19 protein-coding genes and 2 pseudogenes are annotated in these 20,191 nt (G+C 57.8%); 5 read left to right on the forward strand and 16 right to left on the reverse strand.

The window, feature by feature from the left end; genetic code table 11:
- Window positions 1-120: 120 nt before the first annotated feature.
- Both AC1Z3V_RS00745 and AC1Z3V_RS00750 read left to right on the forward strand, forming a co-directional pair.
- Window positions 121-1,455 (forward strand): ISNCY family transposase, encoded by a 1,335-nt coding sequence (locus AC1Z3V_RS00745; RefSeq protein WP_483496654.1) that lies wholly within the window; start codon window positions 121-123, stop codon window positions 1,453-1,455.
- Between the two features lie 249 nt (window positions 1,456-1,704).
- Window positions 1,705-2,349: a class I SAM-dependent methyltransferase gene (locus tag AC1Z3V_RS00750; RefSeq protein WP_483496655.1), complete on the forward strand. Its 645-nt coding sequence runs from the start codon at window positions 1,705-1,707 to the stop codon at window positions 2,347-2,349.
- On the opposite strand, the gene AC1Z3V_RS00755 is transcribed toward AC1Z3V_RS00750, so the two are convergent.
- Both AC1Z3V_RS00755 and glmS read right to left on the reverse strand, forming a co-directional pair.
- A complete protein-coding gene (locus AC1Z3V_RS00755) occupies window positions 2,330-2,470 on the reverse strand; it encodes a hypothetical protein (protein WP_483496657.1) in 141 nt (46 codons plus the stop codon). The genes AC1Z3V_RS00750 and AC1Z3V_RS00755 overlap by 20 nt on opposite strands.
- A gap of 289 nt (window positions 2,471-2,759) precedes the next feature.
- On the reverse strand, window positions 2,760-4,586 hold the full coding sequence (gene glmS / locus AC1Z3V_RS00760; protein ID WP_483496658.1) for a glutamine--fructose-6-phosphate transaminase (isomerizing): 1,827 nt from the start codon (window positions 4,584-4,586) through the stop codon (window positions 2,760-2,762).
- A 339-nt stretch (window positions 4,587-4,925) separates the two neighbouring features.
- On the opposite strand from glmS, the gene AC1Z3V_RS00765 reads away from it, so the two are divergent.
- Window positions 4,926-5,771 carry a hypothetical protein gene (locus AC1Z3V_RS00765; RefSeq protein ID WP_483496659.1) on the forward strand — a complete coding sequence of 282 codons (846 nt, stop codon included), beginning with the start codon at window positions 4,926-4,928 and terminating at the stop codon, window positions 5,769-5,771.
- 316 nt (window positions 5,772-6,087) lie between these two features.
- Here AC1Z3V_RS00765 and tnpC (AC1Z3V_RS00770) read toward each other — a convergent pair whose 3' ends face one another.
- The 3 genes from tnpC (AC1Z3V_RS00770) to AC1Z3V_RS00780 form a co-directional block, all read right to left on the reverse strand.
- The gene (tnpC, locus tag AC1Z3V_RS00770) at window positions 6,088-7,680 is read right to left on the reverse strand and encodes an IS66 family transposase (RefSeq protein ID WP_483496661.1); all 1,593 of its coding nucleotides are present in this window, start codon (window positions 7,678-7,680) and stop codon (window positions 6,088-6,090) included.
- A 74-nt stretch (window positions 7,681-7,754) separates the two neighbouring features.
- The gene (tnpB, locus tag AC1Z3V_RS00775; RefSeq protein WP_483496662.1) at window positions 7,755-8,084 is read right to left on the reverse strand and encodes an IS66 family insertion sequence element accessory protein TnpB; all 330 of its coding nucleotides are present in this window, start codon (window positions 8,082-8,084) and stop codon (window positions 7,755-7,757) included.
- A gap of 11 nt (window positions 8,085-8,095) precedes the next feature.
- Window positions 8,096-8,443, reverse strand: a complete 348-nt coding sequence (locus tag AC1Z3V_RS00780; RefSeq protein ID WP_483496663.1) for a transposase — start codon at window positions 8,441-8,443, stop codon at window positions 8,096-8,098.
- A 211-nt stretch (window positions 8,444-8,654) separates the two neighbouring features.
- Here AC1Z3V_RS00780 and AC1Z3V_RS00785 point away from each other — a divergent pair, with 211 nt between their 5' ends.
- On the forward strand, window positions 8,655-8,939 hold the full coding sequence (locus AC1Z3V_RS00785) for a class I SAM-dependent methyltransferase (protein ID WP_483499493.1): 285 nt from the start codon (window positions 8,655-8,657) through the stop codon (window positions 8,937-8,939).
- Window positions 8,940-8,946: 7 nt separating this feature from the next.
- Here AC1Z3V_RS00785 and AC1Z3V_RS00790 read toward each other — a convergent pair.
- The 4 genes and pseudogenes from AC1Z3V_RS00790 to tnpA form a co-directional block, all read right to left on the reverse strand.
- Window positions 8,947-9,519, reverse strand: a pseudogene (locus tag AC1Z3V_RS00790) (transposase); the annotation flags it as partial.
- Between the two features lie 48 nt (window positions 9,520-9,567).
- Complete coding sequence (tnpC, locus tag AC1Z3V_RS00795) at window positions 9,568-11,160, reverse strand: IS66 family transposase (protein ID WP_483496664.1); 1,593 nt, start codon at window positions 11,158-11,160, stop codon at window positions 9,568-9,570.
- A 44-nt stretch (window positions 11,161-11,204) separates the two neighbouring features.
- A complete protein-coding gene (tnpB, locus tag AC1Z3V_RS00800) occupies window positions 11,205-11,558 on the reverse strand; it encodes an IS66 family insertion sequence element accessory protein TnpB (protein WP_483496665.1) in 354 nt (117 codons plus the stop codon).
- Window positions 11,542-11,889 (reverse strand): IS66-like element accessory protein TnpA, encoded by a 348-nt coding sequence (gene tnpA, locus AC1Z3V_RS00805; protein WP_483496666.1) that lies wholly within the window; start codon window positions 11,887-11,889, stop codon window positions 11,542-11,544. Before tnpA ends, tnpB (AC1Z3V_RS00800) begins: the two co-directional genes overlap by 17 nt.
- Before the next feature lie 193 nt (window positions 11,890-12,082).
- Between tnpA and AC1Z3V_RS00810 the strand changes: the two are divergent.
- A pseudogene (locus AC1Z3V_RS00810) lies at window positions 12,083-12,274 on the forward strand (transposase domain-containing protein); the annotation flags it as partial.
- 234 nt (window positions 12,275-12,508) lie between these two features.
- On the opposite strand, the gene tnpC (AC1Z3V_RS00815) reads toward AC1Z3V_RS00810, so the two are convergent.
- The 7 genes from tnpC (AC1Z3V_RS00815) to AC1Z3V_RS00845 form a co-directional block, all read right to left on the reverse strand.
- Complete coding sequence (gene tnpC / locus AC1Z3V_RS00815) at window positions 12,509-14,128, reverse strand: IS66 family transposase (RefSeq protein WP_483499495.1); 1,620 nt, start codon at window positions 14,126-14,128, stop codon at window positions 12,509-12,511.
- 75 nt (window positions 14,129-14,203) lie between these two features.
- Window positions 14,204-14,548, reverse strand: a complete 345-nt coding sequence (tnpB, locus tag AC1Z3V_RS00820; protein WP_483496667.1) for an IS66 family insertion sequence element accessory protein TnpB — start codon at window positions 14,546-14,548, stop codon at window positions 14,204-14,206.
- Complete coding sequence (locus tag AC1Z3V_RS00825; protein WP_483496668.1) at window positions 14,545-14,931, reverse strand: transposase; 387 nt, start codon at window positions 14,929-14,931, stop codon at window positions 14,545-14,547. Before AC1Z3V_RS00825 ends, tnpB (AC1Z3V_RS00820) begins: the two co-directional genes overlap by 4 nt.
- Before the next feature lie 45 nt (window positions 14,932-14,976).
- Window positions 14,977-15,159, reverse strand: a complete 183-nt coding sequence (locus tag AC1Z3V_RS00830; protein ID WP_483496669.1) for a transposase — start codon at window positions 15,157-15,159, stop codon at window positions 14,977-14,979.
- A 780-nt stretch (window positions 15,160-15,939) separates the two neighbouring features.
- Entirely contained in the window at window positions 15,940-18,123 is a 2,184-nt protein-coding gene (locus AC1Z3V_RS00835) for a glycosyltransferase family 2 protein (protein ID WP_483496670.1), read from the reverse strand.
- Between the two features lie 102 nt (window positions 18,124-18,225).
- Window positions 18,226-19,494, reverse strand: a complete 1,269-nt coding sequence (locus AC1Z3V_RS00840) for a KpsE/RkpR family capsule polysaccharide export protein (protein ID WP_483496671.1) — start codon at window positions 19,492-19,494, stop codon at window positions 18,226-18,228.
- Window positions 19,495-19,533: 39 nt separating this feature from the next.
- Window positions 19,534-20,187 (reverse strand): ABC transporter ATP-binding protein, encoded by a 654-nt coding sequence (locus AC1Z3V_RS00845; protein WP_483496673.1) that lies wholly within the window; start codon window positions 20,185-20,187, stop codon window positions 19,534-19,536.
- Window positions 20,188-20,191: the final 4 nt, after the last annotated feature.

The raw sequence follows: 20,191 nt of genomic DNA on the forward strand, positions 1-20,191 counted from the left end.
CATAAACAACAAGCAATTGATTTTGTTCGATGAATCGCAGTTTTGCGGGCAAGGCCCGGCGGTTTCAGGTATCCTGGATCATGCCACTGATTCCAAGTCCTGCCACCGCCGGAGCCGACAATGCGCCAAGAACGCACCGTCCAAGCCAGCATATTCGATCTTTTCGCCTCGCACGAGATCGGCTGCGAACTGAAGGCGATGTCGGACTGGCTGGACGAGCATCGGGATCTGGTTGGCTTGGTGGCGCGAGACCTGTGTCGACACAGCGTCAAGGCAACTGGACGCCAAGGCCTGCCTGCTGAGGCGGTCTTGCGCTGCGCGCTGCTGAAGCAATACCGGCAACTGAGCTATCAGGAACTGGCCTTCCATCTGGAGGACTCCGCCTCGTTTCGCGCTTTTGCGCGACTGCCGTGGTCATGGTGCCCGCAGAAGTCGGTGCTGCAGAAGACGATCAGTGCAATCCGACCAGAGACCTGGGAAGAGATCAACCGGGCACTGCTGCTGAGCGCTCGGCAGGCGAGGCTGGAGGATGGTAGTGTCGTGCGATTGGATAGCACCGTCACCGCAGCACCGATCCATGAACCGAGTGACAGCAGCCTGCTGTGGGATGCTGTGCGGGTCATGGTGCGCCTGTTGAAGCGGGCGGACACCCTGGTCGGTGGTCTGGCATGGCGAGACCATTGCCGCGCGGCCAAGAAGCGGGCCCGCAAGATTCAGTTCACACGCGGTCGGCCCAACCGTGTCCAACTCTACCGTGAGCTGATCGCAATCGCCCGCACGACTTTGGCCTATCTGGACCAGGCGAGCGAGAGCCTGGCTGTCGCGACCAATCCCCGTATCGCACCGTGGCAGATCGAGGCCCGTCACTATCGGCCGCTGATCGAACGCGTCATCACCCAGAGCGAGCGGCGCGTCCTGACCGGCGAAACGGTGCCGGCGGGTGAGAAGCTGGTCAGCCTGTTCGAATCCCATGCCGATATCATCGTCAAAGGCAGTCGTGACGTCGAATACGGCCACAAGCTCAATCTGACCGCCGGCAGGAGCGGCATGATCCTCGATCTGGTGGTGGAGGCTGGCAATCCGGCCGACAGCGATCGCTTGCTGCCGATGCTGAAACGCCACATCGCCTTCTATGGCAACGCGCCACGGCAGGCGGCGGCCGATGGTGGCTTTGCGACGCGCAACAACTTGGTCGCAGCGAAGACTTGGGGCGTTCACGATATGGCCTTCCACAAAAAGGCCGGCCTGCGGATCGAGGACATGGTCAAAAGCAACTGGGTCTATCGCAAGCTGCGCAACTTCCGCGCTGGCATCGAGGCCGGCATCTCCTGCCTAAAGCGCGCCTACGGCTTGGCGCGCTGCACCTGGCGCGGCCTTGATCACTTCAAGAGTTATGTCTGGTCCTCGGTCGTGGCCTACAACCTCGTCCTCCTCACGCGCCTCAAATCGACCTGATGCCGACCCGTATTGCAGCTCAGCCGGCCTTGCGTCGGCCCAGCGCCGTGCGCGCAATTACTCCAGCAACTCCGCCCTGACGAAACCCCGCACCCTGCACCCCGTCCACGCCCTCCAAGAGGACGCCAACCTGACACAAGTGCTTGCAAACGCTATAAAATATGCGTGTTTATGGACGGAAACTAGCTAGTTGATTGCACCACTAAAACGTGTTGGTTTTACCACATGCACTTCTGAAGGAAGAGAATCATGGCCGTTGATCACAAAGAGAAAGTCATCGACAAATGGCGTAACGAAGAAAGCCCTGACTTTGGCTATTTCGATGAGGTCGAGGATAAGCTCGGGTCTTTTTGGGTCTCCGGTAGCATCTTCAAAAAGCGGTTCGACACTTTGGACCTAACCTCCGTGGTGGAGATAGCGTGTGGCAAGGGCCGTCATGCGGCCCAGATCGCCGATCAATGCGGGAAACTCGTGCTGGTGGACACTTCCAAGGACGCCATCAAATTCGCCACCAAACGCTTCAGCGGAAAGAAGAATATCGAATGCGTCCATTCAGAAGGCGGTGAAAGCCTCGGGTTCATTCCGACCGGTTCGGCGACTGCGGTATTCAGCTACGATGCGATGGTTCATTTTGAGCCCGTGACGGTTTTTGCGTACCTGCAAGAGACCAGCCGCGTGCTTAGACCAGGCGGGCGGGCGCTCTTTCATCATTCAAACTATTCAAAACAGCCTGACGAGGACTTCAACCTAGCTCCAGGATGGCGAAATTACATGACGTCTGACTTGTTTCGGCACTTCGCTCAGAGAGCTGGTCTCGATTTGCTTGAACATCAGGTATTCCCGTGGGCGGAGCCCAACTCTGACGCTATCTCCCTTATGCAGAAGCCTGAATAGTACAGTTCGGCGCAGCCGCCGCCTCAAGTGCCATGTTCTGGTACTTTTTAAGGCGGCGGTCAATGCGATCGTCGACCTCGTTCTCGGGGCGGATGTGGCTGCTAGCGTACTTGCTATCCATATCGACCTCCCCATCGAGCAAAATCTCCTCCCTGCGTCAGGCAATGGCCTCTCGCAATTTCATGAGGATGACCTGGGCGGGCGGCGCCTGAGGTGACGCTGACATGGCATAGCAGGTCTTCTCGGGCTACGGCTCAAGCAGACCTTGCCCGAGCCCTTAGCAAGGACTGTTTTCATTGAACCACTTGTGTTCTGCGGGTGCCTATTACCGTCGACTCTGCGGGGAGCGGACTGACAGTTCATGGCCGTTGGATGGGTTGAGCAACGATGCCTTCAATGGTCAAGCCAGATCATTCGACGGTCACCGATTTGGCGAGGTTGCGGGGCTGGTCGACATCGGTGCCCATGAACACCGCCGTATGATAGGCGAGAAGCTGGATCGGCAGCGAGAAGATCATCGGTGCGATGACCTCATCGACGTCAGGCAGCACGATCGTCGCCATGGTTTCGAGCTTCGAGGCGGCAGCCCCCTTCTCGTCGGTGATCAGGATGATCCGGCCGCCGCGGGCGGCCACTTCCTGCATATTGGAAACCGTCTTCTCATAGAAGCGGTCATGTGGCGCGATGACGATAACCGGCATGTTCTCGTCGATCAGCGCGATCGGCCCATGCTTCAGCTCGCCGGCGGCATAGCCTTCGGCGTGGATGTAGGAGATTTCCTTGAGCTTCAGCGCGCCTTCCATCGCCAGCGGGAAGCTGGTGCCGCGGCCGAGATAGAGCACGTCGTCGTACTTGGCGAGCTGGTGCGACAGTTGCTCGATCTTCGGCTGGATGGCGTTCAGCACCTGGCCCATGATGCGCGGCATCTCGGCGAGGCAGCGAACCAGCGTCTGCTCCTCCTCTGTGCTGACCATGCCGCGGGCGCGGCCGACGCCGATCGCCAGCGACGCCAGCACCGCGAGCTGGCAGGTGAAGGCCTTGGTCGAGGCGACGCCGATCTCCGGACCGGCAAGGATCGGGAACACCGCATCGGATTCGCGCGCAATGGTCGATTCGCGCGCATTGACGACGGCGCCGATCTTCAGGCCGAGCTCCTTGCAGTAGCGCAGCGAGGCGAGCGTGTCGGCGGTTTCGCCCGACTGAGAGATGAACAGTGCCGCCGACTGCGCCGACAGCGGGATTTCGCGATAGCGGAACTCGGAAGCGACGTCGATTTCCACCGGCAGGCGGGCATAGCGCTCGAACCAGTATTTGCCGACCAGACCAGCGAGATAGGCCGTGCCGCAGGCGGAGATCGCCAGACTCGGAACCTTGGCAAAATCGATCGTGCCGGCGAGCGGCTTGATGCGGTTGCCGGCGAAGTCGATGTAGTGGCTCAGCGCGTGCGCGATCACCTCCGGCTGCTCATAGATCTCCTTCTCCATGAAGTGCCGGTGGTTGCCCTTGTCGATCATATAGGCGGCAGCCGACGAGATCTGGCGCGGTCGATCGACGACGTTGCCGGCGAGATCGAAGATGTGGACGCCGTTCGCACCGATCACCGCCCAGTCGCCGTCGATCAGATAGGTGATCTCATTGGTGAAGGGCGCAAGCGCGATCGCGTCGGAGCCGAGGAACGTCTCGCCCCTGCCGTGGCCGATCGCCAGCGGCGGGCCATTGCGCGCCGCCATGATCGTCGACGGGTCGTCCTGATAGAGCACAGCGAGTGCATAGGCGCCGGTGACCCGCTTCAGCATCGCATGCATCGCCTCGCGCCGGCCAAGGCCTTCGCGGCGGAACTTGGAGAGCAGATGCGCCACGACCTCGGTGTCGGTGTCGGTCTCGAACCTGGCGCCATCGGCGATCAGTTCGTCCTTCAATTCGGCAAAGTTCTCGATGATGCCGTTATGGACGACGGCGACGCCGTCGGTGAAGTGCGGATGGGCATTGCGCTCGGTCGGCGCACCATGGGTCGCCCAGCGCGTGTGCGCAATGCCGATCGTGCCGGCGAGCGGCTGTTCGCGAAGCCGGATCTCGAGATTGACGAGCTTGCCCTCGGCGCGCCGGCGCTCCAGCGTTCCGCCATTGATGGTCGCCACACCGGCGGAATCATAGCCGCGGTATTCGAGGCGCTTCAGCGCATCGACCAGTCGCTCCGATACCGGCTGATTGCCAACGATGCCCACAATACCGCACATAGTCGTCTCCGATTTGTCCCCGCGCCCGTCGCGGCGCCTCAGTCAATGAGGGCAGATGTCCCGCCCGACGCGCTGCCTTGGTAAAGCATTTGCCGGGTGAGGCAATCCAATCCGCCAGCTTATCTAGTAAGATTCTTTGAGCGGAACTGTCGCATGCCTAAATGGAGCACTGCAGACCATGCACGCAGCAAGTGTTCCTTCAACGCACGGCGGTCTTGATCGCGGTTCCCGCAAGCGGAGAACGCCGCCAATATCTCCGTCCTGCGCCAGTTATTGACAAGTATCTATTAGGCAATAAGGACGGTGGACACTCATGACAGGCCGAAAAAGAGGGACGAAATGAAAAACATACTAGCTCCGTTCCTCGGGAGAGTCCGACGTGCAAGATCGCCAGATTTTGTATCATTCTGGCACGGCCCTATTGATGGATTAACGTACGGTTGTCTTTCGTCTTTTGCATATCACGGCGCGCGCCTGCGGCTCTATACTTACGATCACCGCACTGACGCGCCACCCGGCATCGAACTGGCTGATGCCCGCGAAATTTGCACGGACGCAAGTTTGGTGGAGCGATACATCGCAGATGGAAAGGTTGAATTCTCAAAGTTTTCCAATCTTTTCCGTTACCTTTTGATTCAGAAAACCGGCTGTTGCTGGGTCGACTGCGATTTTCTTTGCCTGGAGCGCCCCGAATTTCAGCACATGGAAATGGTTTTTGGCTACCAGCTACCGAAGGAAAACCCGGCTGCGATTAACGGGGCTGTGCTTAAACTCCCCCGAGAGCACAATGTGCTTGCGGATTTGGTTTTACACGCGCGCGCTGTCGTTGACTTGGACCAGCGCTGGGGAACTATAGGTCCAAGGCTTCTTTCTCCCAAACTTCACGACGCCGGCCTTTCCGGGTTCGCTAGCGAAATGGCTGCTTTCTACCCCATTTCTTATGCTCATTTCTGGAAATTGTTGTTGCCAGTAGAACTGACCAACGTTGAATCAGCAGTGCGCTGTTCAAAACTCATCCATCTTTGGCATCACATGTTCGAAGTGGTTGGTTACAACAAACACCTCGCGCCTCCGAAAGGCTCCTATCTGCACAACGCTCTAGGGCGCTTCGGCGGACTCGATAAGTTCCACGGAACTTACCAGGTCGATAGTCTAAAACTGCAACTTCGAAAATGGATTCCCTAATTTCGCAAGCCTTGTGTTCGATTTAGGTATTGAGCTAAGGCGCCCTCCCCCTCCTAAGCAATGCTACGGAATTTCTCCATAGTGCCGCTATCTTTCCCAAGCCTTCGTGGTGGCAAGCGTGGTGCAGCGCAACCTTTTCCGCAACAGCAGCGAAATGCCGTTTTGAAGCAGCACCTCGGATCCTCAATATGGGAGTTTCACTTTCTTGTTGTGGACTATCGGGGTAACAACCTCATTGCCTTTGCTCCAGCCTGATTCTACTGTGCGATGAATACGCAGCGGAGGGAGCGATGAGTAAGCGGCAAGCTGAGGCCGTTCAGCCGGCGTAGTTCCACGGCATGAGCGCGTCGATTTCGCTGCTCGGCCAGCCACTGGCGATCCGCTCGAGCGTTTGCGTGAGCCAGGCGAGCGGATCAACGTTGTTCATCTTCGCCGTCTGCAGCAGCGTCGCGACGGTTGCCCAGCTCCTTCCGCCGCCGTCGCTGCCGACGAAGAGTGAGTTCTTTCTCGTGATGGCCTGGGGCCTGATTGCTCGCTCGACGATGTTGGAGTCGAGCTCGATGCGGCCATCGGCCAGGAAGCGCTCGAAGATGGCGCGACGCGAGATCGCGTAGCGGATCGCCTCGGCGAGCTTCGATTTGCCGGAGATCCGCGGCAGGGTCTTCTGCCAGAGGGCGAAGAGCTCGGTGACAATCGCGGCGGAGGTTTGCTGACGCATCGCGACACGGGCGTCAGGGCTTTGGCCGCGCACGGTCTCCTCGACCTGCCACAGCTTCGCCATCCGCTCGACCGTCTCCGTTGCGACCTTTGAGCTTTCCGCGACATGCAGTTCATAGAACTTCCGCCGGCTGTGCGACCAGCAGCCCGCCAGCAGAACGCCGTCATTGCCGCGATCGGAGCGGATCAGCTTGTTGTAGGCGGCATAACCGTCCACCTGCAGAATGCCGCGATAGCCGTTCAGATGCCGGGCGACGCATTCGCCGGCTCGACTATCCTCGAAGCGATAGGCCACCATCGGCGGACCGCTGCCCCCGAATGTTCGGTCATCCCTGGCGTAGGCCCAAAGCCATGCTGTCTTCGTCGATCCGGAACCGGGAGCGAGCGTCGGCAAGGTGGTTTCGTCAGCGAAGATCCGTTCGGCCTTCTTGATTTCATCGAAGAGGTAGTCGGCGAGGATCTCCAGCTCGAAGCCGAGCTTGCCCATCCATTGCGCCATCAGCTTGCGGTCGAGCTCGACCTTGTCGCGGGCGTAGATCGCTTCCTGTCGGTAGAGCGGCAGGCCATCGGCATATTTGGAGACGGCGATCTGCGCCAGAAGCGCTTCAGTCGGAATGCCGCTCTCGATGATGTGTGCCGGCGCCGGTGCCTGGATGACGCCGTCCTCGTTTTTGAAGGCATACTTCGGGCGCCGGGTGACGATGACGCGGAACTTCGCCGGCATGACATCCAGCCGTTCCGAGATGTCCTCGCCGATCAGCACCTTCTGCTTGCCGGCATGCTCGGGCAGATCTTCAGGCTCGATCACCACTTCGACCCGCTCCAGATGGGGTGCGAAGCCCTTGCGCGGACGCGGCGGACGTTTGCCATCCGCGCGTTCGCGGCCCTTGTTGACCTGTGCCTTGATCGCGGCGATGCCGGTCTCGATCTCCTCGAAGACAAAGGCCTGCTGCTCGTCGTCGGTGGTGGGGGAGCCGAGCTTTTCCGATCGCCGGCCGAAGCGGGCGCGATCGAAAGCTTTCAGGATCTGCGTCAGCCGCTCGATGCGCTCGTCGGCATCGGCATTACGCGCCTTGAGATCAGCGACCTCGCTCTCCAGGACATCGGCCCGCGCCGCCTTCTCGGCCATGGCAAGCACCATGGCTTTCAGCGCTTCTACGTCATCCGGGAGTTTGAGATCGGGCGGCGTCATCGGTTCGACCAGAGCACATTTTGCTCCGGTTTTCCTGCCCTTTCAGGCCGCTGATTCACTTCGCCGCAGGGCTTTTACCCAACAATTTCCGGCGGCTTCACCGGCACAGATCGAACCCGCTTCCAGTCCATGCCATCGATCAGCGCCAGAAGCTGGGCATGGTTGAGCTGAACCCGGTTATGACCGATCCGCGGCCAGCAGAACCGCGATTTTTCCAACCGCTTGGCATAAAGGCAGACGCCGGAGCCGTCCCACCAGACGATCTTCACTCTATCCGCTCGTTTGGCCCGGAAGACGTATAGCGCACCGTTGAACGGATCACTGCCGGCGTCACGTATCAGCGACAGCAAGCTGTCCGGCCCCTTGCGGAAGTCGACCGGATGACTGGCGAGGAACACCTTCACGCCGGAGGGGATCATGCCGAGCGCACCGCTCGGATCACCCGTTGCAAGTGCTCCTCACTGACGTCAGCGCGAGCACGCACGATCACGTCGCCAATGACAACCTCGATCACCGCTTCGCCAGTAGACGCCGCGGCTATCTCACAATGGGCCGGTTCCGTGGACACCTTCCGAGCGTCTAAGACCCCACGGCGCCAGCCAAAGAGCTGCGACGGGTGAATGCCGAGCCGATGCGCGATCGCCGAGACGCTCGCGCCTGGCTCCAATGCCTCCGCCACAGCCCGTGCCTTGAACTCATCCGACCAGCGTCGGCGAAGCTGCCGCGGCGCACCCTCAAGGCGCTCGGCAACAGCTTCGATCATATGGAAGGTTCTAGTTCCAGTACTAGGCGCAGACATAGAAGCTCACAGCAGCTCATTGTGTCCGCTACCGATATCCGACCGCTCACCCCTTCCGCCAGACGGGGTCTGCTTGCCGCTTACAGCGATGACACTGAACCATAAAGACAAAGTCATCGACAAATGGCGCACCGAGAATAGTGCCGACTTCGGATATTTTGACACCGTCGAAAACATGCTCGAAATCTTTTGGACCGAGGGGGGCGCCTTCAGGAAGCGTTTCGATACGTTGGATTTGACCTCCGTGGTGGAGATAGCGTGCGGCAAAGGTCGCCACGCGGCCCAAATCGTTGAGCGGTGTGGAAATCTCGTGCTGGTCGATACATCGAGAGATGCGATCGACTTCGCCCGTAAACGCTTCCGCAACAAGCAAAACGTCCGATGCCACCATTCAGAAGACGGAGAAAGCTTGCCTTTCATACCAAGCGGGTCTGCTTCGTCCGTATTTAGTCGGCCCTGAACAAAGGCTAAATCATTGATCTTCTGGCGGTGGGAAGATCTGGAGAAGTATCCGATTTCGCCATGAGAACGGTAAGCGCGGCCGTGATGAAGGCACGCCAAAGGGCCAGGTTGGCCAGGATGAGGCGCAGATTGTGACCTGCGGCCACGAGCAGCGCATTGATGGTGTCGCCATCGTGCCCGAGAAGGAAGTTCCGGTCCAGCCTACCATCGGTCTTCATATGGCCGATGGTGGGCTCGATGGCCGATCGTCGTTTCAGCTCCCGTCGCATGGTCGGCGTCAGCCCGCGCCGGCTTCCGGCAATCATCACCGACGCCGATCCGGTGTAATCATGACCGCGATAGCCCTTATCGACGTAAATGCGATCCGGATCGAAACCACCCATGGCAACAGCCTGTTCGACGGTGCGTGAGAGCGTGTGCCCGTCATAGGGATTGTCTTCGAACGCCATGGCCGCCAGCACCAGCCCTTCGCGGTTCGTCGCCGCGATACCGACCTTGCAACCGAACTCGTATGGCGTGCGAGCCTTGCCCTTCGAGATGCAGACGACCTCGGGAGCATGCAGCGAATAGAGCTTGTTCGTAAGCGCGCATTTCGCTGCGCGTTATAAGTGGGCTTGAGCCGGCGGTCAGGCAGGCTGCCTTTTGAAGTTGAATGGTAGCAGGTCATCGATGTCGGCGTTGTCGGGACGCTGCGGCAGTTCGGTTAGGACGTGGCGCAACCACGCGAATGGTTCGACGCCACAGGCGCGACAGGTCAACATCAGGCTATAGATGACGGCGCTGGCCTTGGCTCCATCGACGGTGTCGCTGAACAACCACGATTTTCGCCCAGTGGCAAAAATTCTAATGTCGCGCTCGAGTAAATTGTTATCAATCGGCATCCTACCGTCGTCGGTATAGCGGGTCAGATATTCCCATTGATTGCGCGTATAGGAGACGGCGTCGCCAAGCTTGGTGTCGGGCACGACCTTTGGAGCGATCGCGTCGAGCCACGCCTTGAGGGCGTTCAGGACTGGGACGCTGTGTTTCTGGCGAAAGCGCCGCATATAGTGATCTGGCGTTTCACCGTCATCCGGCCTCTCGTCCCGCACCTGCCTTTCAATTCGGTAGAGCTGGTCGAAGAACTTGATGGCTTGTGCCGGCGGCCCGCCGGGTTTCTTGCGCGCCTTGAGAGCATCGACAAACTTCCGCCTGGCATGGGCCATGCAGCCGACATGCGTGGCGCCTTTCAACGTGCGCCAGGCCTGATAACCGTCACTCATCAGGATGCCGCAGTAGTCGCCAAGGAAGGCCTGCGGATGCTCCTGCCCGCGGCCGGGCTGATAATCGAACAGCACGATCGGCTGTTTGCTGTCCTCGCCGCTGCGAAAGGCCCACATATACGACGTGCTGGTCGCTTCCTTGCCCGCTTCCTTCAGCACCTGGACTGTGGTCTCGTCACCATGAATGACGGTCTGCGATCGAAGCCGCAGCCTCAGCCTGTCATAGATACGAGACAGGTGCTTTTCGCTCGAACCGATCACCCAGTGGCCCAAAGCGCCGCGGCTGACAGGAACCCCAGCGCGCTCGAAGGCCTGCGCCAAACGATAGAGCGGCGTGCCGTCGACATATTTATGAACGAGCGCGAAGGCCAGCGTTGAGGCCGTGGCGATGCTACCCGGAAGCGGCTGCTTCGGCATCGGCGCGATGATAACAGGCGTGCTGATCCCGGTGCGGTCACAGTTACGGCACGCATATTTGGCTCGCGCATTCTGCAGAACCGTGGCCTTCACCTCGATGTGAAGCTGCTCGGTAACGAGCTCGCCCATGCGATGCATCGGGTGGCTGCAGCACGGACAGACCTTCTGGTCGTCGGCAAGGTCATATTCGACGCGCTGGCGCGGCAGGTTCGCCGGCAATGGCCTGCGGCCGGGTTTCCTGCCCTCCGGCTTTTCGATCTCCGGCAATCCCGTGTCCGGTAGAGCGACGGCATCATCGGCGTCTTCGCTGTCCTCGTCCCCCTCAAGGGCAGCCTGCTCGGCTTCGTTGAAGATGCGATCCATGTGCTTTTCGCTGCGAGGAGCAAAACGATGCAACTGCGCCAGCGCCAGTTCTTCCTCAAGCTTGAAGACGCGCTGCGCGAGGATATCCTTCTCGGCCTTCAGCGCGGCGATTTCTGCAGCATTCGCCGCCAAAAGCGCCATCAATTCCGCAACATCAGGGGTGTCGGCTCGAGTCATCATAGTCTTGAATCTGAGCCGTTCCCTTACGTCAACGGCAAAGTTCAGCCGACAAATTCATATTGCCGCACCGGATGGCGCACCATCGCGTCGAGATCAATGCCGTCGAGCAACCAGTGCAGTTGTTCAGCGTCAAGCGCCACCACCGCCTCCTGCCGCCGCGGCCAGCGGAACTTGTCTTCCGACAGCGCCTTCAACACGAGCACAAAGCCAGACCGATCGAAGAACAGCAATTTCATCCGGGTTCTGCGACGATTGCAGAAGGCGAACACCGCGCGCTCGAACGGGTTGAGGCCCATAGACTGCTCCACCAGGATCGCAAGGCTGTTGATTCCCGCACGGAAGTCGATCGGCTCCCGGTGAAGATAGACGCGCAGATCATCAGCCAGCCGGAACATCGCAACGCCCCAGTGCTTCGATCATCGCCGACAGAGCCTCAGCATCCGCATCTTCAAGCTCAAGCCGCACACCGTTCGGTAGTGACGCCCTCAACCGCAGCCGTGGCGATGTCGGCCGAGCCGACGGAGCCGGCGGTCGCGCAATCGGCGCGGCCGCAACCACCGGAACGAAGGCCGGCGGCGCGCTGTTCGGCAGAACCGTCAATTCCTTCTCGCTCGCTTGCCGGCGTCGCCGTAGCGCCACCCAATTGCGCAACTGATTGGCGTTGACCCCGTGCGAAAGCGCAAGCCCTGCAATCGATACTCCCGGCTCAAGGGCCGCATCGACCAAGCGCTCCTTCTCAACCGGATCAAATCGTCGCTTACCGTTGCCAAGAACCCGAACCACTCGAAGCGGCCCTGATCTTCCCGCGCCATCCAATGTCATGTGTCCATAGTCTCCGTTGTGGACACAGAATCCCTCACTGCCACGTCTATGAACAGGTGCGGCGAATTCCGCGCTTACGCTTGTTCTTGTCCTTCGGTTTTTGTGTCACGATGAAGGCGGCCGTAATTGGGCCCGTTTCGCCAGCCTGATCGGCACATGCAAGATGATTGGTGTCGAGCCCTATGCCTATTTGCGCGATCTCTTCATCAGCCTCGCCAACGGCCACCTCGCCAAAGACATCGAGGCCCTCATGCCCTGGGCCTATGCGCAACGCAGCGCCTCACAATGAGCTCGTCCGGGACTCCCCGATGAGCTCACAGGACCTTCCGCAAGCGATCGACATCAACGTTGCAACCACAAAATCAATGGGGCGGAGACGCCGCATACGTATAATCTCCAGCTCTTGCCGAAAACATTCTGGCAGAAAGGCAGAAACCTCAATGGTCACAAACACGCAAAATCAATGGGGTGGAGGCGGCGCATACGCCAAAGCTTGCCATCGCCAAGTATAGATCGTAAGCGGTCAGCCGATAACGTCGGGCTTGAAGTTCCAGGGCATGAGCGCTTCGATTTCGGATGCTGGCCAGCCTTGAGCAATGCGGGTCAAGGTCTGCGAGAGCCAGTCGAGCGGATCGACGCTGTTCATTTTGGCCGTTTGCAATAAGGTGGCCACCGTCGCCCAGGTTCGTCCACCGCCCTCGCTGCCGGCGAATAGACTGTTCTTTCTCGTAATCGTTTGGGGTCTGATCGCCCGTTCGACGATGTTGGAGTCGATCTCGATGCGACCGTCCGTGAGAAAGCATTCCAGTGCCTCTCGCCGGGTGAACGCATAGCGGATCGCCTCGGCGGTTTTGGATTTTCCCGAGACCTTGCCAAGCTCCTTTTCCCAAAGCTCGAAGAGGCTGGCGACGATGGTCGCGGATTCTTCTTGGCGTCGCGCCGCGCGGCTCTCGGTATTCTGGCCGCGGACTTTGTCCTCGAGCTTCCACAACTCGGTCATGGCGACGATCGATTCCGTTGCGGCCTGAGAGACCCCGCTGATGTGCAGATCGTAAAACTTGCGCCGCAGATGTGCCCAGCACCCTGCGAGCTGGATGGGTTCATTGCTGCCGGTTTTGGCCCGCGTCTTGGCCAGGCTGGTGTAGGCCGAGTAGCCGTCAACCTGCAGGATGCCGCTGAATCCGGCGAGATGACGCGCCACGCAATCGCCGCCCCGGCTGTCCTCAAAGCGATAGGCAACCATCGGCGGGCTGGTTCCGCCGTAGGGTCGATCATCGCGTGCGTAGGCCCACAGCCAGGCCTTGGTGGTTTTCCCGGAACCGGGGGCAAGCGTGGGCAAGGTCGTCTCGTCGGCGAAGACCCTTTCGCCCTCCTTGACCCGCTCGAGGATATAATCGGCGACCATCTGCAATTCGAAGCCCAGATGCCCCATCCACTGCGCCATCAACGACCGGCTGACCTCGACGCCATCGCGCAGATAGATCGCCTCCTGCCGGTAAAGCGGAAGGCCATCGGCGTATTTCGACACGGCGATATAGGCGAGCAGCCGCTCCGTCGGCAGGCCGCTTTCGATAAGATGTGCCGGTGCCAGGGCCTGGGCCACACCATCGCGGCCCCGGAAAGCGTATTTGGGGCGGCGCGTCACGATCACCCGGAACTTCGGCGGCACGACGTCCAGCCGCTCGGAGCGATCCTCGCCGATCAGAACCTTTTCCAGCCCCGCGCAGTCGGCCGGGATTTCCGGCTCGATAACCTCCTCGATGCGTTCGAGATGAGCGGCAAAGCCCTTGCGCGGACGCGGCGCACGCTTCGGCTTGTCCCCGGCCGCGCGGTCGAGTTCGCTCTGGATTGCTGCAAGGCCGGTCTCGACCTCCTCGAACGCAAAGGAAACCTGTTCGTCATTGACGGCCAGGCGCAGCCGCTCGGATCGCTTGCCATGTTGCGTGCGCTGCAAAACTTTCAGGATCGCCGTGAGGTTGGCGATCCGCTCGTTGGCGCTCACTTCGACGGCCTTCAGCCGCTTGACCTCTGCCGCCGCGGCCGCAAGCCGGGTCTCGTTCGCAGCCTGCTCGCGCGCCATCGCAAGGATCATCGCTTTCAGCGCATCGACGTCGTCTGGCAGATCGGAAACGGGCAAATCCATGGAGGCAATAGAGCACAAGAACAGCCGCTTTCCCAATCATTACAGCCACATGATTCATCTTGCCGCAGGCCGGTTTCAGCCCGTCGACAACGGCCGCCTGATCTTGGCCGGCCGGATCTTTTTCCAATCGAGCCCCGCCAGAAGCGCCATCAGTTGCGAATGGTCGAGACGCATCCGCGCCGCCGAGATACCCGGCCAGCAAAAGCCTTGCTCCTCCAGGGTTTTCGAATAGAGGCAGACGCCTGAGCCGTCCCACCAGACAATGCGAACACGGTCCGACCGCTTCGACCGGAACACGTAAAGCGAGCCATTGAATGGGTCGAGACCGCCGTCTCGGACCAGCGCCATCAAAGACGCGGCCCCCTTGCGGAAGTCGACCGGCTGGCACGACACGTAAACCACCACACCGGAAGCGATCATGCCGTGCGGACCACCCGGAGTATCTTGGTCAGGTGATCGGCATCGACATCGCCGCCGACGCGCACCACAACATCGCCCACGACGATCTCCACCATGGAACCGGCCACCGCCTCAAAGCGCGTGAACTTGACTGGTGCGTGCGCTCCCTCCGTTAATGGCGCGACCATTCCCGACGAGAGCGCCTTACGACGCCAGGCATAGAGCTGCGACGGGTCCAATCCCTGAGACCGCGCAATCGCCGACACGTTGGCCCCCGGCGTGAGCGCCTCGGCGACAAGCTGTGCCTTCTCTTCGTCCGACCAATGACGCGGCTTGCGTCGAGACCGCACCGGCTCGGCCGTCAGGACCTCGAATGTTCGATGATGATTCACACTGTCGCTCATAGATTTCTCCGCATGACTCATGCAGAGAATGCGCGCTCAGCGGCCTTAAAGATACGTGGGGTGACCTACCCGCTTACTATAGATCAGCCCAGTCGCAACATCGAAACGGCGTGCGACTTCGCAAACCACCGCGCCTGGTGCGAAAGCCTCGGCCAGTATCTGGGCGCGATCTTCCAACGACCATCGCCGACGCCGCTCCGGCCCCGCCAGCCAAACTGCATGTCCCATGCTCAATGCACTCTTAAGTCCACTCTTAAGAGTGCAGACTCACGGGAGACGCGGAACTTCGCAAGGCTGTTCACGCCGAAGGGATACCAATATCTTCTCAACCGGAAAACTGATAGTGCGCATCGGAGTGCATCGCGCCGCCACCGAGCGGTCAATAAAGAATCGCTTGCAAGTCATGCCTAAATTAGACATCCCTTGTAGCTACGGCCAAGCCCAAGGGGGAAGCCATGCTAAACGACCCCGACTACCGATTTGAACGTGGCATGCAGATGTTGGATACATTTTTTCACTGTGCTCCTATTCTGCTGGCCCCCGATGCAATCATAGAACCCGGAAACTGGGGGAGGATCACCAAGCGCACCTTCCTTCCCCACGAAAGCAATAGAACCACCCAGGCCGAGTTGATCTTCGAATTCGCCCGACTCGCGCTTAGACCGAACGCGCCCTCTCGGCTCAGCAGTGTCTTTGCACTTCCCACAGAGGAAGAGGCAAGAATTTATCATCAGTCACAAGCGCCAACTTCAATAATATATGCAATCCGGCCGATCGACCCTGACGCGCCCAGACATCTCGCTTCATGGAACTTATTCGGCACACGCCAAGACGCAAGCTTTGCCTCCGCCGAAGCTGCGATCAGATCCTATTGGTTAGATATCCCAGCTATGGACCGAGAGATACTTATCGGCGGGCCTGTTCGAGTCCTACGGAAACTAGATCCATAACCTCTAAGGTGCTCGCGCCCTTCGTCAAGCACGAATTGTTGCCATTAATCAGAACAGGTCAGCGTGATGAAAATAGGCTCGTAGGTTCCAGTACTACCGGTTCCGAGTGGTCTATTGAGTACCCAGGATTGATCGCTGGATCCCGAAAAGAAGACGTCGCGTGAATAGAGCGCAAACGTTCCTTATCGCGCTCGAATCGTCTGCGGCGCGAACCAGTAGCGTCAGAACCGCGCGAAACTGATTCATGGTGATACAAGCAGGCGAACGGCGTCCACACAATTCGGTATCCCGCACTTCCAGCTCGCAGACAATAATCTACATCGTTGTAGGCTACTGGAAAGTTCACCTCATCCCACGGACCCACACGCTTCAAACAATCTCCCGATATCAGCATTGCCGCACCCGTCACACAGCTCATGGAATTGCGCACATGCAGCCGGTTCATAGGTCCCCCAAAATTGTTTGGTTTTCTAGAATACCAATGCCCGGCTAATCCGCCAAATCCGACAATAACCCCCGCGTGCTGGATTGTATCATCGGGATACAATAGTTTTGCACCGACAATCCCCGTCCGCTGGAATGCTAAGCATTGTACCATCTCCTTAAGCCAGTCTGCCTCAATGATCTCAATATCGTTGTTTAGCAACAGAACATGTTCTCCCGATGCCATTCGAACACCACGGTTCACCGAATATGAGAAATTAAACTCAGATCGGAAGATATCGTAAGTGAAGTTGTTGTATTGCAACTTGTAACGCCGATAAAGTTCAAGAACTCGGCCGTCGTCAGAGCCGTTGTCGACAACAATTACCTCAAAATTCGGATAGTCTGTCTGAGAAAAGATCCCCCCCAAAACTCGTGTGACGAGATCTAATGAGTTCTTGCTCGGGATAATGATGGATATCTTTGGCCACCGCCATTCAGGTTGTTGAAACGAGACTCTATGGAGGGTGTTAGTCGCGGCTTCGAGGACATCGACCGTTTTCCCAGATCGCGCAAAGCTATCTACAATTGCCTTTCGCGCGTTGTGCGTCGCCTTATCAATGTACTTTGCGGAATAACTCTGTCCCGTATGGCGCCACCAATAAGCAGGATAGGGAATGTGGCGAATTTTGTCCTCAGGGATGTTTTCCAAATACCGAAGGAGAAGATCGTAGTCTTGCGATCCATCGAATCCGAGCCTCAAAAATCCGATCTCAACGAGGCGGCTACGCCGATAAACGGAGAAATGATTGATGTAGTTCACCCCGGACAGGAGGACCGAATCATAACTCGGCTTGAGCATCAAACCCTTCGCGTGGAGCCGGTCATCTACGACTACTTCGTCTGTAAAGAAGAAATAAGCTTCTTTGAAGGCTTCGATTTCGGTCGCCAAAACCTTCAATGCATGAGGAGCAATTAGATCATCGTGATCGAGAAATGTTATCCAGCTCCCTTGAGCCACCTTCAAACCAGCGTTCGTCGCCGCTGCAATGCCTTTATTTTGCGGGTTGAAGACCACTTGGACGACCCCGTCGCCTCCATGAGCCTCAAGCCAGGTAAGCGTGTCATTCGACGTTGAGGCATCATCGCTAAGGATTAGCTCAACTCCCTCCACTCCTTGGGATCGAAACGAAGCAAGCAATTCGTCCAAGTATCTGACTGGAGTGTTATAAACCGGCACTACCACGCTCAACCAACACGAGCCGTTTTCACAGAACGCAGGCGTCGCCCTGGTCGCGGCGAGCGCATAGTTGGCTTGAATATAGGTTTTGACGCTGTCCTCTATTCGACGAAATGATGGGAGTTTGAATTTCGGTCGCGTGAAGCAGGGTATGCGCCCGACGTCAACGAGTTGTGCGTCAGGCCGCCCCCCGATTAATTCCCGCGCTCGATGCATACCTGCTCGGCGGTCTTCAAACGACTCAACCCGCCACTCGAAATCAATTGGTAAACTTGCTGGATCGACGCGCAGCGCGCGAAGCGACCCAATCTTTCCTACATCCAGAATGAAGACAAAACCGTTTCGTTTTTGAAAGGAGACGGCGTCTTGTTCGGCAAATCCGCTTCCGCGGTTAATATAGATCTTTGGGTCGATGGCACCCGAAATCCCGAATATACTGACTATGACAATCGGTTTCCGCAGAAACGAGTAAGAGATCTTAAACGCCGGGTCATCGCCCTGCGCGCTCCAGATTTGCGCGCCAGTAGTACTTTCACCGCTTTGTTTCAATTCATCGTTTGGTGTTACTAGCAGTGCCATTATTGTCACTCTCAAAGATCGTCCGACCGACCGCAGTAGAACACGTCGGATTCCAGAGGCAGTGGGTCCGCAATTAAGTCGGCTTACCCACTCTAATTTTCACTATTGGTGAATGCGTCGCCTAACAAGCGCCAGCGTACCTATCGCCATTGCCCACAGAACAAGCGAACCAACACATGTTACTGATATCCAAAATACCCGCTTTGGGAACTTCGCTTTATCCGGCTTGTCCGGGAGGAGGAATGCGTCGAGATATAGCAATTGCTGCCGGCTTACAAACTTAATTTGTTCCATCGTCTTCACGCTGCTTGCAAACTGCTGCTCTGCCAGCGCCTGCTCCATCTGGCGCTGCGCGAAAGTTGTAGAGGTCTGCGCAAGATTCTCCCCTTCGCTTAACCCACCCGCGAGCTGAACACGCAGTTCCTTGACTTGCTGCTCTTTGCTTGCGATCTCTCTCCGCAGCACACGCAGTTGGGGCGCATCTTTGCCGACAGATTGAACCTGAACATCGTACTTCTGTTGAAGATCAAGCCTTTCGCGCTCAACATTTTCAATCAACGCCGCAATAACGGTCGCTGTGCCTTCCACGGAAAGCATCCCGGATTGGTTCCGCGCGACTTGCAGATTTCCTCTGGCGAGCCGCAGTTGTTCCGCAGCACGATCTAGGTTTTTCTGCGCAGTGTCTGTTACGTCCCGCCAGATTCGGTAATTCATGTCATTGACCGCAGTCTCCGCGGCGCGAACGATTTCCGTCAATACTCGCTGTGCTTCCTCCGAAGAGAACGCGCGAGCCTTCACGGTAATGATGCCACTCGAAGGGCTAATCGACGTTGAGACCATCTTTTGCCAAAAGGATAGTAGATCTTCCGACGGCGCGTCCTTCGCCAGACGCGAGATCATATCGATATCAGAACGTCCATACACAGCCCGAAGATCGATTCGTTTCCGGAGGGAATCGAGCATCGCTTTGCTCGTTATGAGTTCGGCGACGATCTGCGTATCCTGAGCTATCTTCGCAGCTGGTATGCCTGTCGCCTTCCCAAGCTGATCCTTGCCCAGCGCCGGAGTAGACGTACGTACCGTGAACCGAGTTTCCGATTGATACTGATCAGACGCAATAAAACCATAGTAAACCAGCGAAAATATATTAGGGAAAATCAGAAGGAAAACGGTACAGATGACGAACGCAATTCGATTTAGTCGCTCAGAAAGTTTCGGCCGTAGCCCTGCAACCTTGAAGTGTTCACTACGGCTCGATGTTGAGAAGCGAAGTTTTCGAGCAGTTGCTGCCAAGCGGACAGAAACACCCCGGCTCACTTCAAGCGCAGTTTGCTCAGCGCTGTTTACTCGAAATTCAGATTGATGAGGCATCGTGTTTTCAGTTCCAGAGCGAATGGGCGATGGATCACCTCACCGATTCAGGCGATAATACGCCTCTATGGCATGCTCTACCTGATCGAACACGATTAATCGTCCGTCGACGAGCACCATACCCTTATCACAGTAGTTTTTTATCGTGTCCATACCGTGCGAGATCATTATAAGATCCGCATTCTTGCGACGTCTTTCAAAGGCTTCGCGACACCGCTCTTGAAATCGCGCATCGCCAACCGCTGTGATCTCGTCAATCAAGTAGCAATCGAATTCAATTGCCATTGACAGACCAAATGCAAGCCGCGCCAACATTCCAGATGAGTATGTCCTCACGGGGGCGTGAATATAGTCCCCAAGCTCAGCAAACTCCTCCACAAAACGCGAGACGCGCCGAACATCTTCGCCATATGCACGAGCAACAAAGCGAAGGTTGTCTAGTCCCGTCATCGCCGCGTGAAATCCCCCAGCGAACCCCAAGGGCCACGACACCCTACAATCCTTGTGAATTTTTCCGGCATTCGGCAGTATCGTGCCAGAAATCATTCGCAACGTCGTTGATTTGCCGGCACCGTTCACACCAAGTAGACCATAAGAATACCCCGGCAAAAAATCGACATTTGCTCTATCCAATATTATTTTTTTATTATACTGCGTCTTGAAGTGCTTCGAAACGTTTGTAAATCGGATCATCGAT

The sequence above is a fragment of the Ensifer sp. 38_S197 genome, from assembly GCF_056924495.1.

Bases quoted from the DNA above. Each gene is read 5' to 3' on its own strand.
- AC1Z3V_RS00745 (WP_483496654.1), top strand. From the start codon at position 121: ATGCGCCAAGAACGCACCGTCCAAGCCAGCATATTCGATCTTTTCGCC.
- AC1Z3V_RS00750 (WP_483496655.1), top strand. From the start codon at position 1,705: ATGGCCGTTGATCACAAAGAGAAAGTCATCGACAAATGGCGTAACGAA.
- AC1Z3V_RS00755 (WP_483496657.1), bottom strand. From the start codon at position 2,470: ATGGATAGCAAGTACGCTAGCAGCCACATCCGCCCCGAGAACGAGGTC.
- glmS (WP_483496658.1), bottom strand. From the start codon at position 4,586: ATGTGCGGTATTGTGGGCATCGTTGGCAATCAGCCGGTATCGGAGCGA.
- AC1Z3V_RS00765 (WP_483496659.1), top strand. From the start codon at position 4,926: ATGAAAAACATACTAGCTCCGTTCCTCGGGAGAGTCCGACGTGCAAGA.
- tnpC (WP_483496661.1), bottom strand. From the start codon at position 7,680: ATGACGCCGCCCGATCTCAAACTCCCGGATGACGTAGAAGCGCTGAAA.
- AC1Z3V_RS00780 (WP_483496663.1), bottom strand. From the start codon at position 8,443: ATGATCGAAGCTGTTGCCGAGCGCCTTGAGGGTGCGCCGCGGCAGCTT.
- AC1Z3V_RS00785 (WP_483499493.1), top strand. From the start codon at position 8,655: ATGCTCGAAATCTTTTGGACCGAGGGGGGCGCCTTCAGGAAGCGTTTC.
- tnpC (WP_483496664.1), bottom strand. From the start codon at position 11,160: ATGACTCGAGCCGACACCCCTGATGTTGCGGAATTGATGGCGCTTTTG.
- tnpB (WP_483496665.1), bottom strand. From the start codon at position 11,558: ATGTTCCGGCTGGCTGATGATCTGCGCGTCTATCTTCACCGGGAGCCG.
- tnpC (WP_483499495.1), bottom strand. From the start codon at position 14,128: ATGGATTTGCCCGTTTCCGATCTGCCAGACGACGTCGATGCGCTGAAA.
- tnpB (WP_483496667.1), bottom strand. From the start codon at position 14,548: ATGATCGCTTCCGGTGTGGTGGTTTACGTGTCGTGCCAGCCGGTCGAC.
- AC1Z3V_RS00825 (WP_483496668.1), bottom strand. From the start codon at position 14,931: ATGAGCGACAGTGTGAATCATCATCGAACATTCGAGGTCCTGACGGCC.
- AC1Z3V_RS00830 (WP_483496669.1), bottom strand. From the start codon at position 15,159: ATGGGACATGCAGTTTGGCTGGCGGGGCCGGAGCGGCGTCGGCGATGG.
- AC1Z3V_RS00835 (WP_483496670.1), bottom strand. From the start codon at position 18,123: ATGGCACTGCTAGTAACACCAAACGATGAATTGAAACAAAGCGGTGAA.
- AC1Z3V_RS00840 (WP_483496671.1), bottom strand. From the start codon at position 19,494: ATGCCTCATCAATCTGAATTTCGAGTAAACAGCGCTGAGCAAACTGCG.
- AC1Z3V_RS00845 (WP_483496673.1), bottom strand. From the start codon at position 20,187: ATGATCCGATTTACAAACGTTTCGAAGCACTTCAAGACGCAGTATAAT.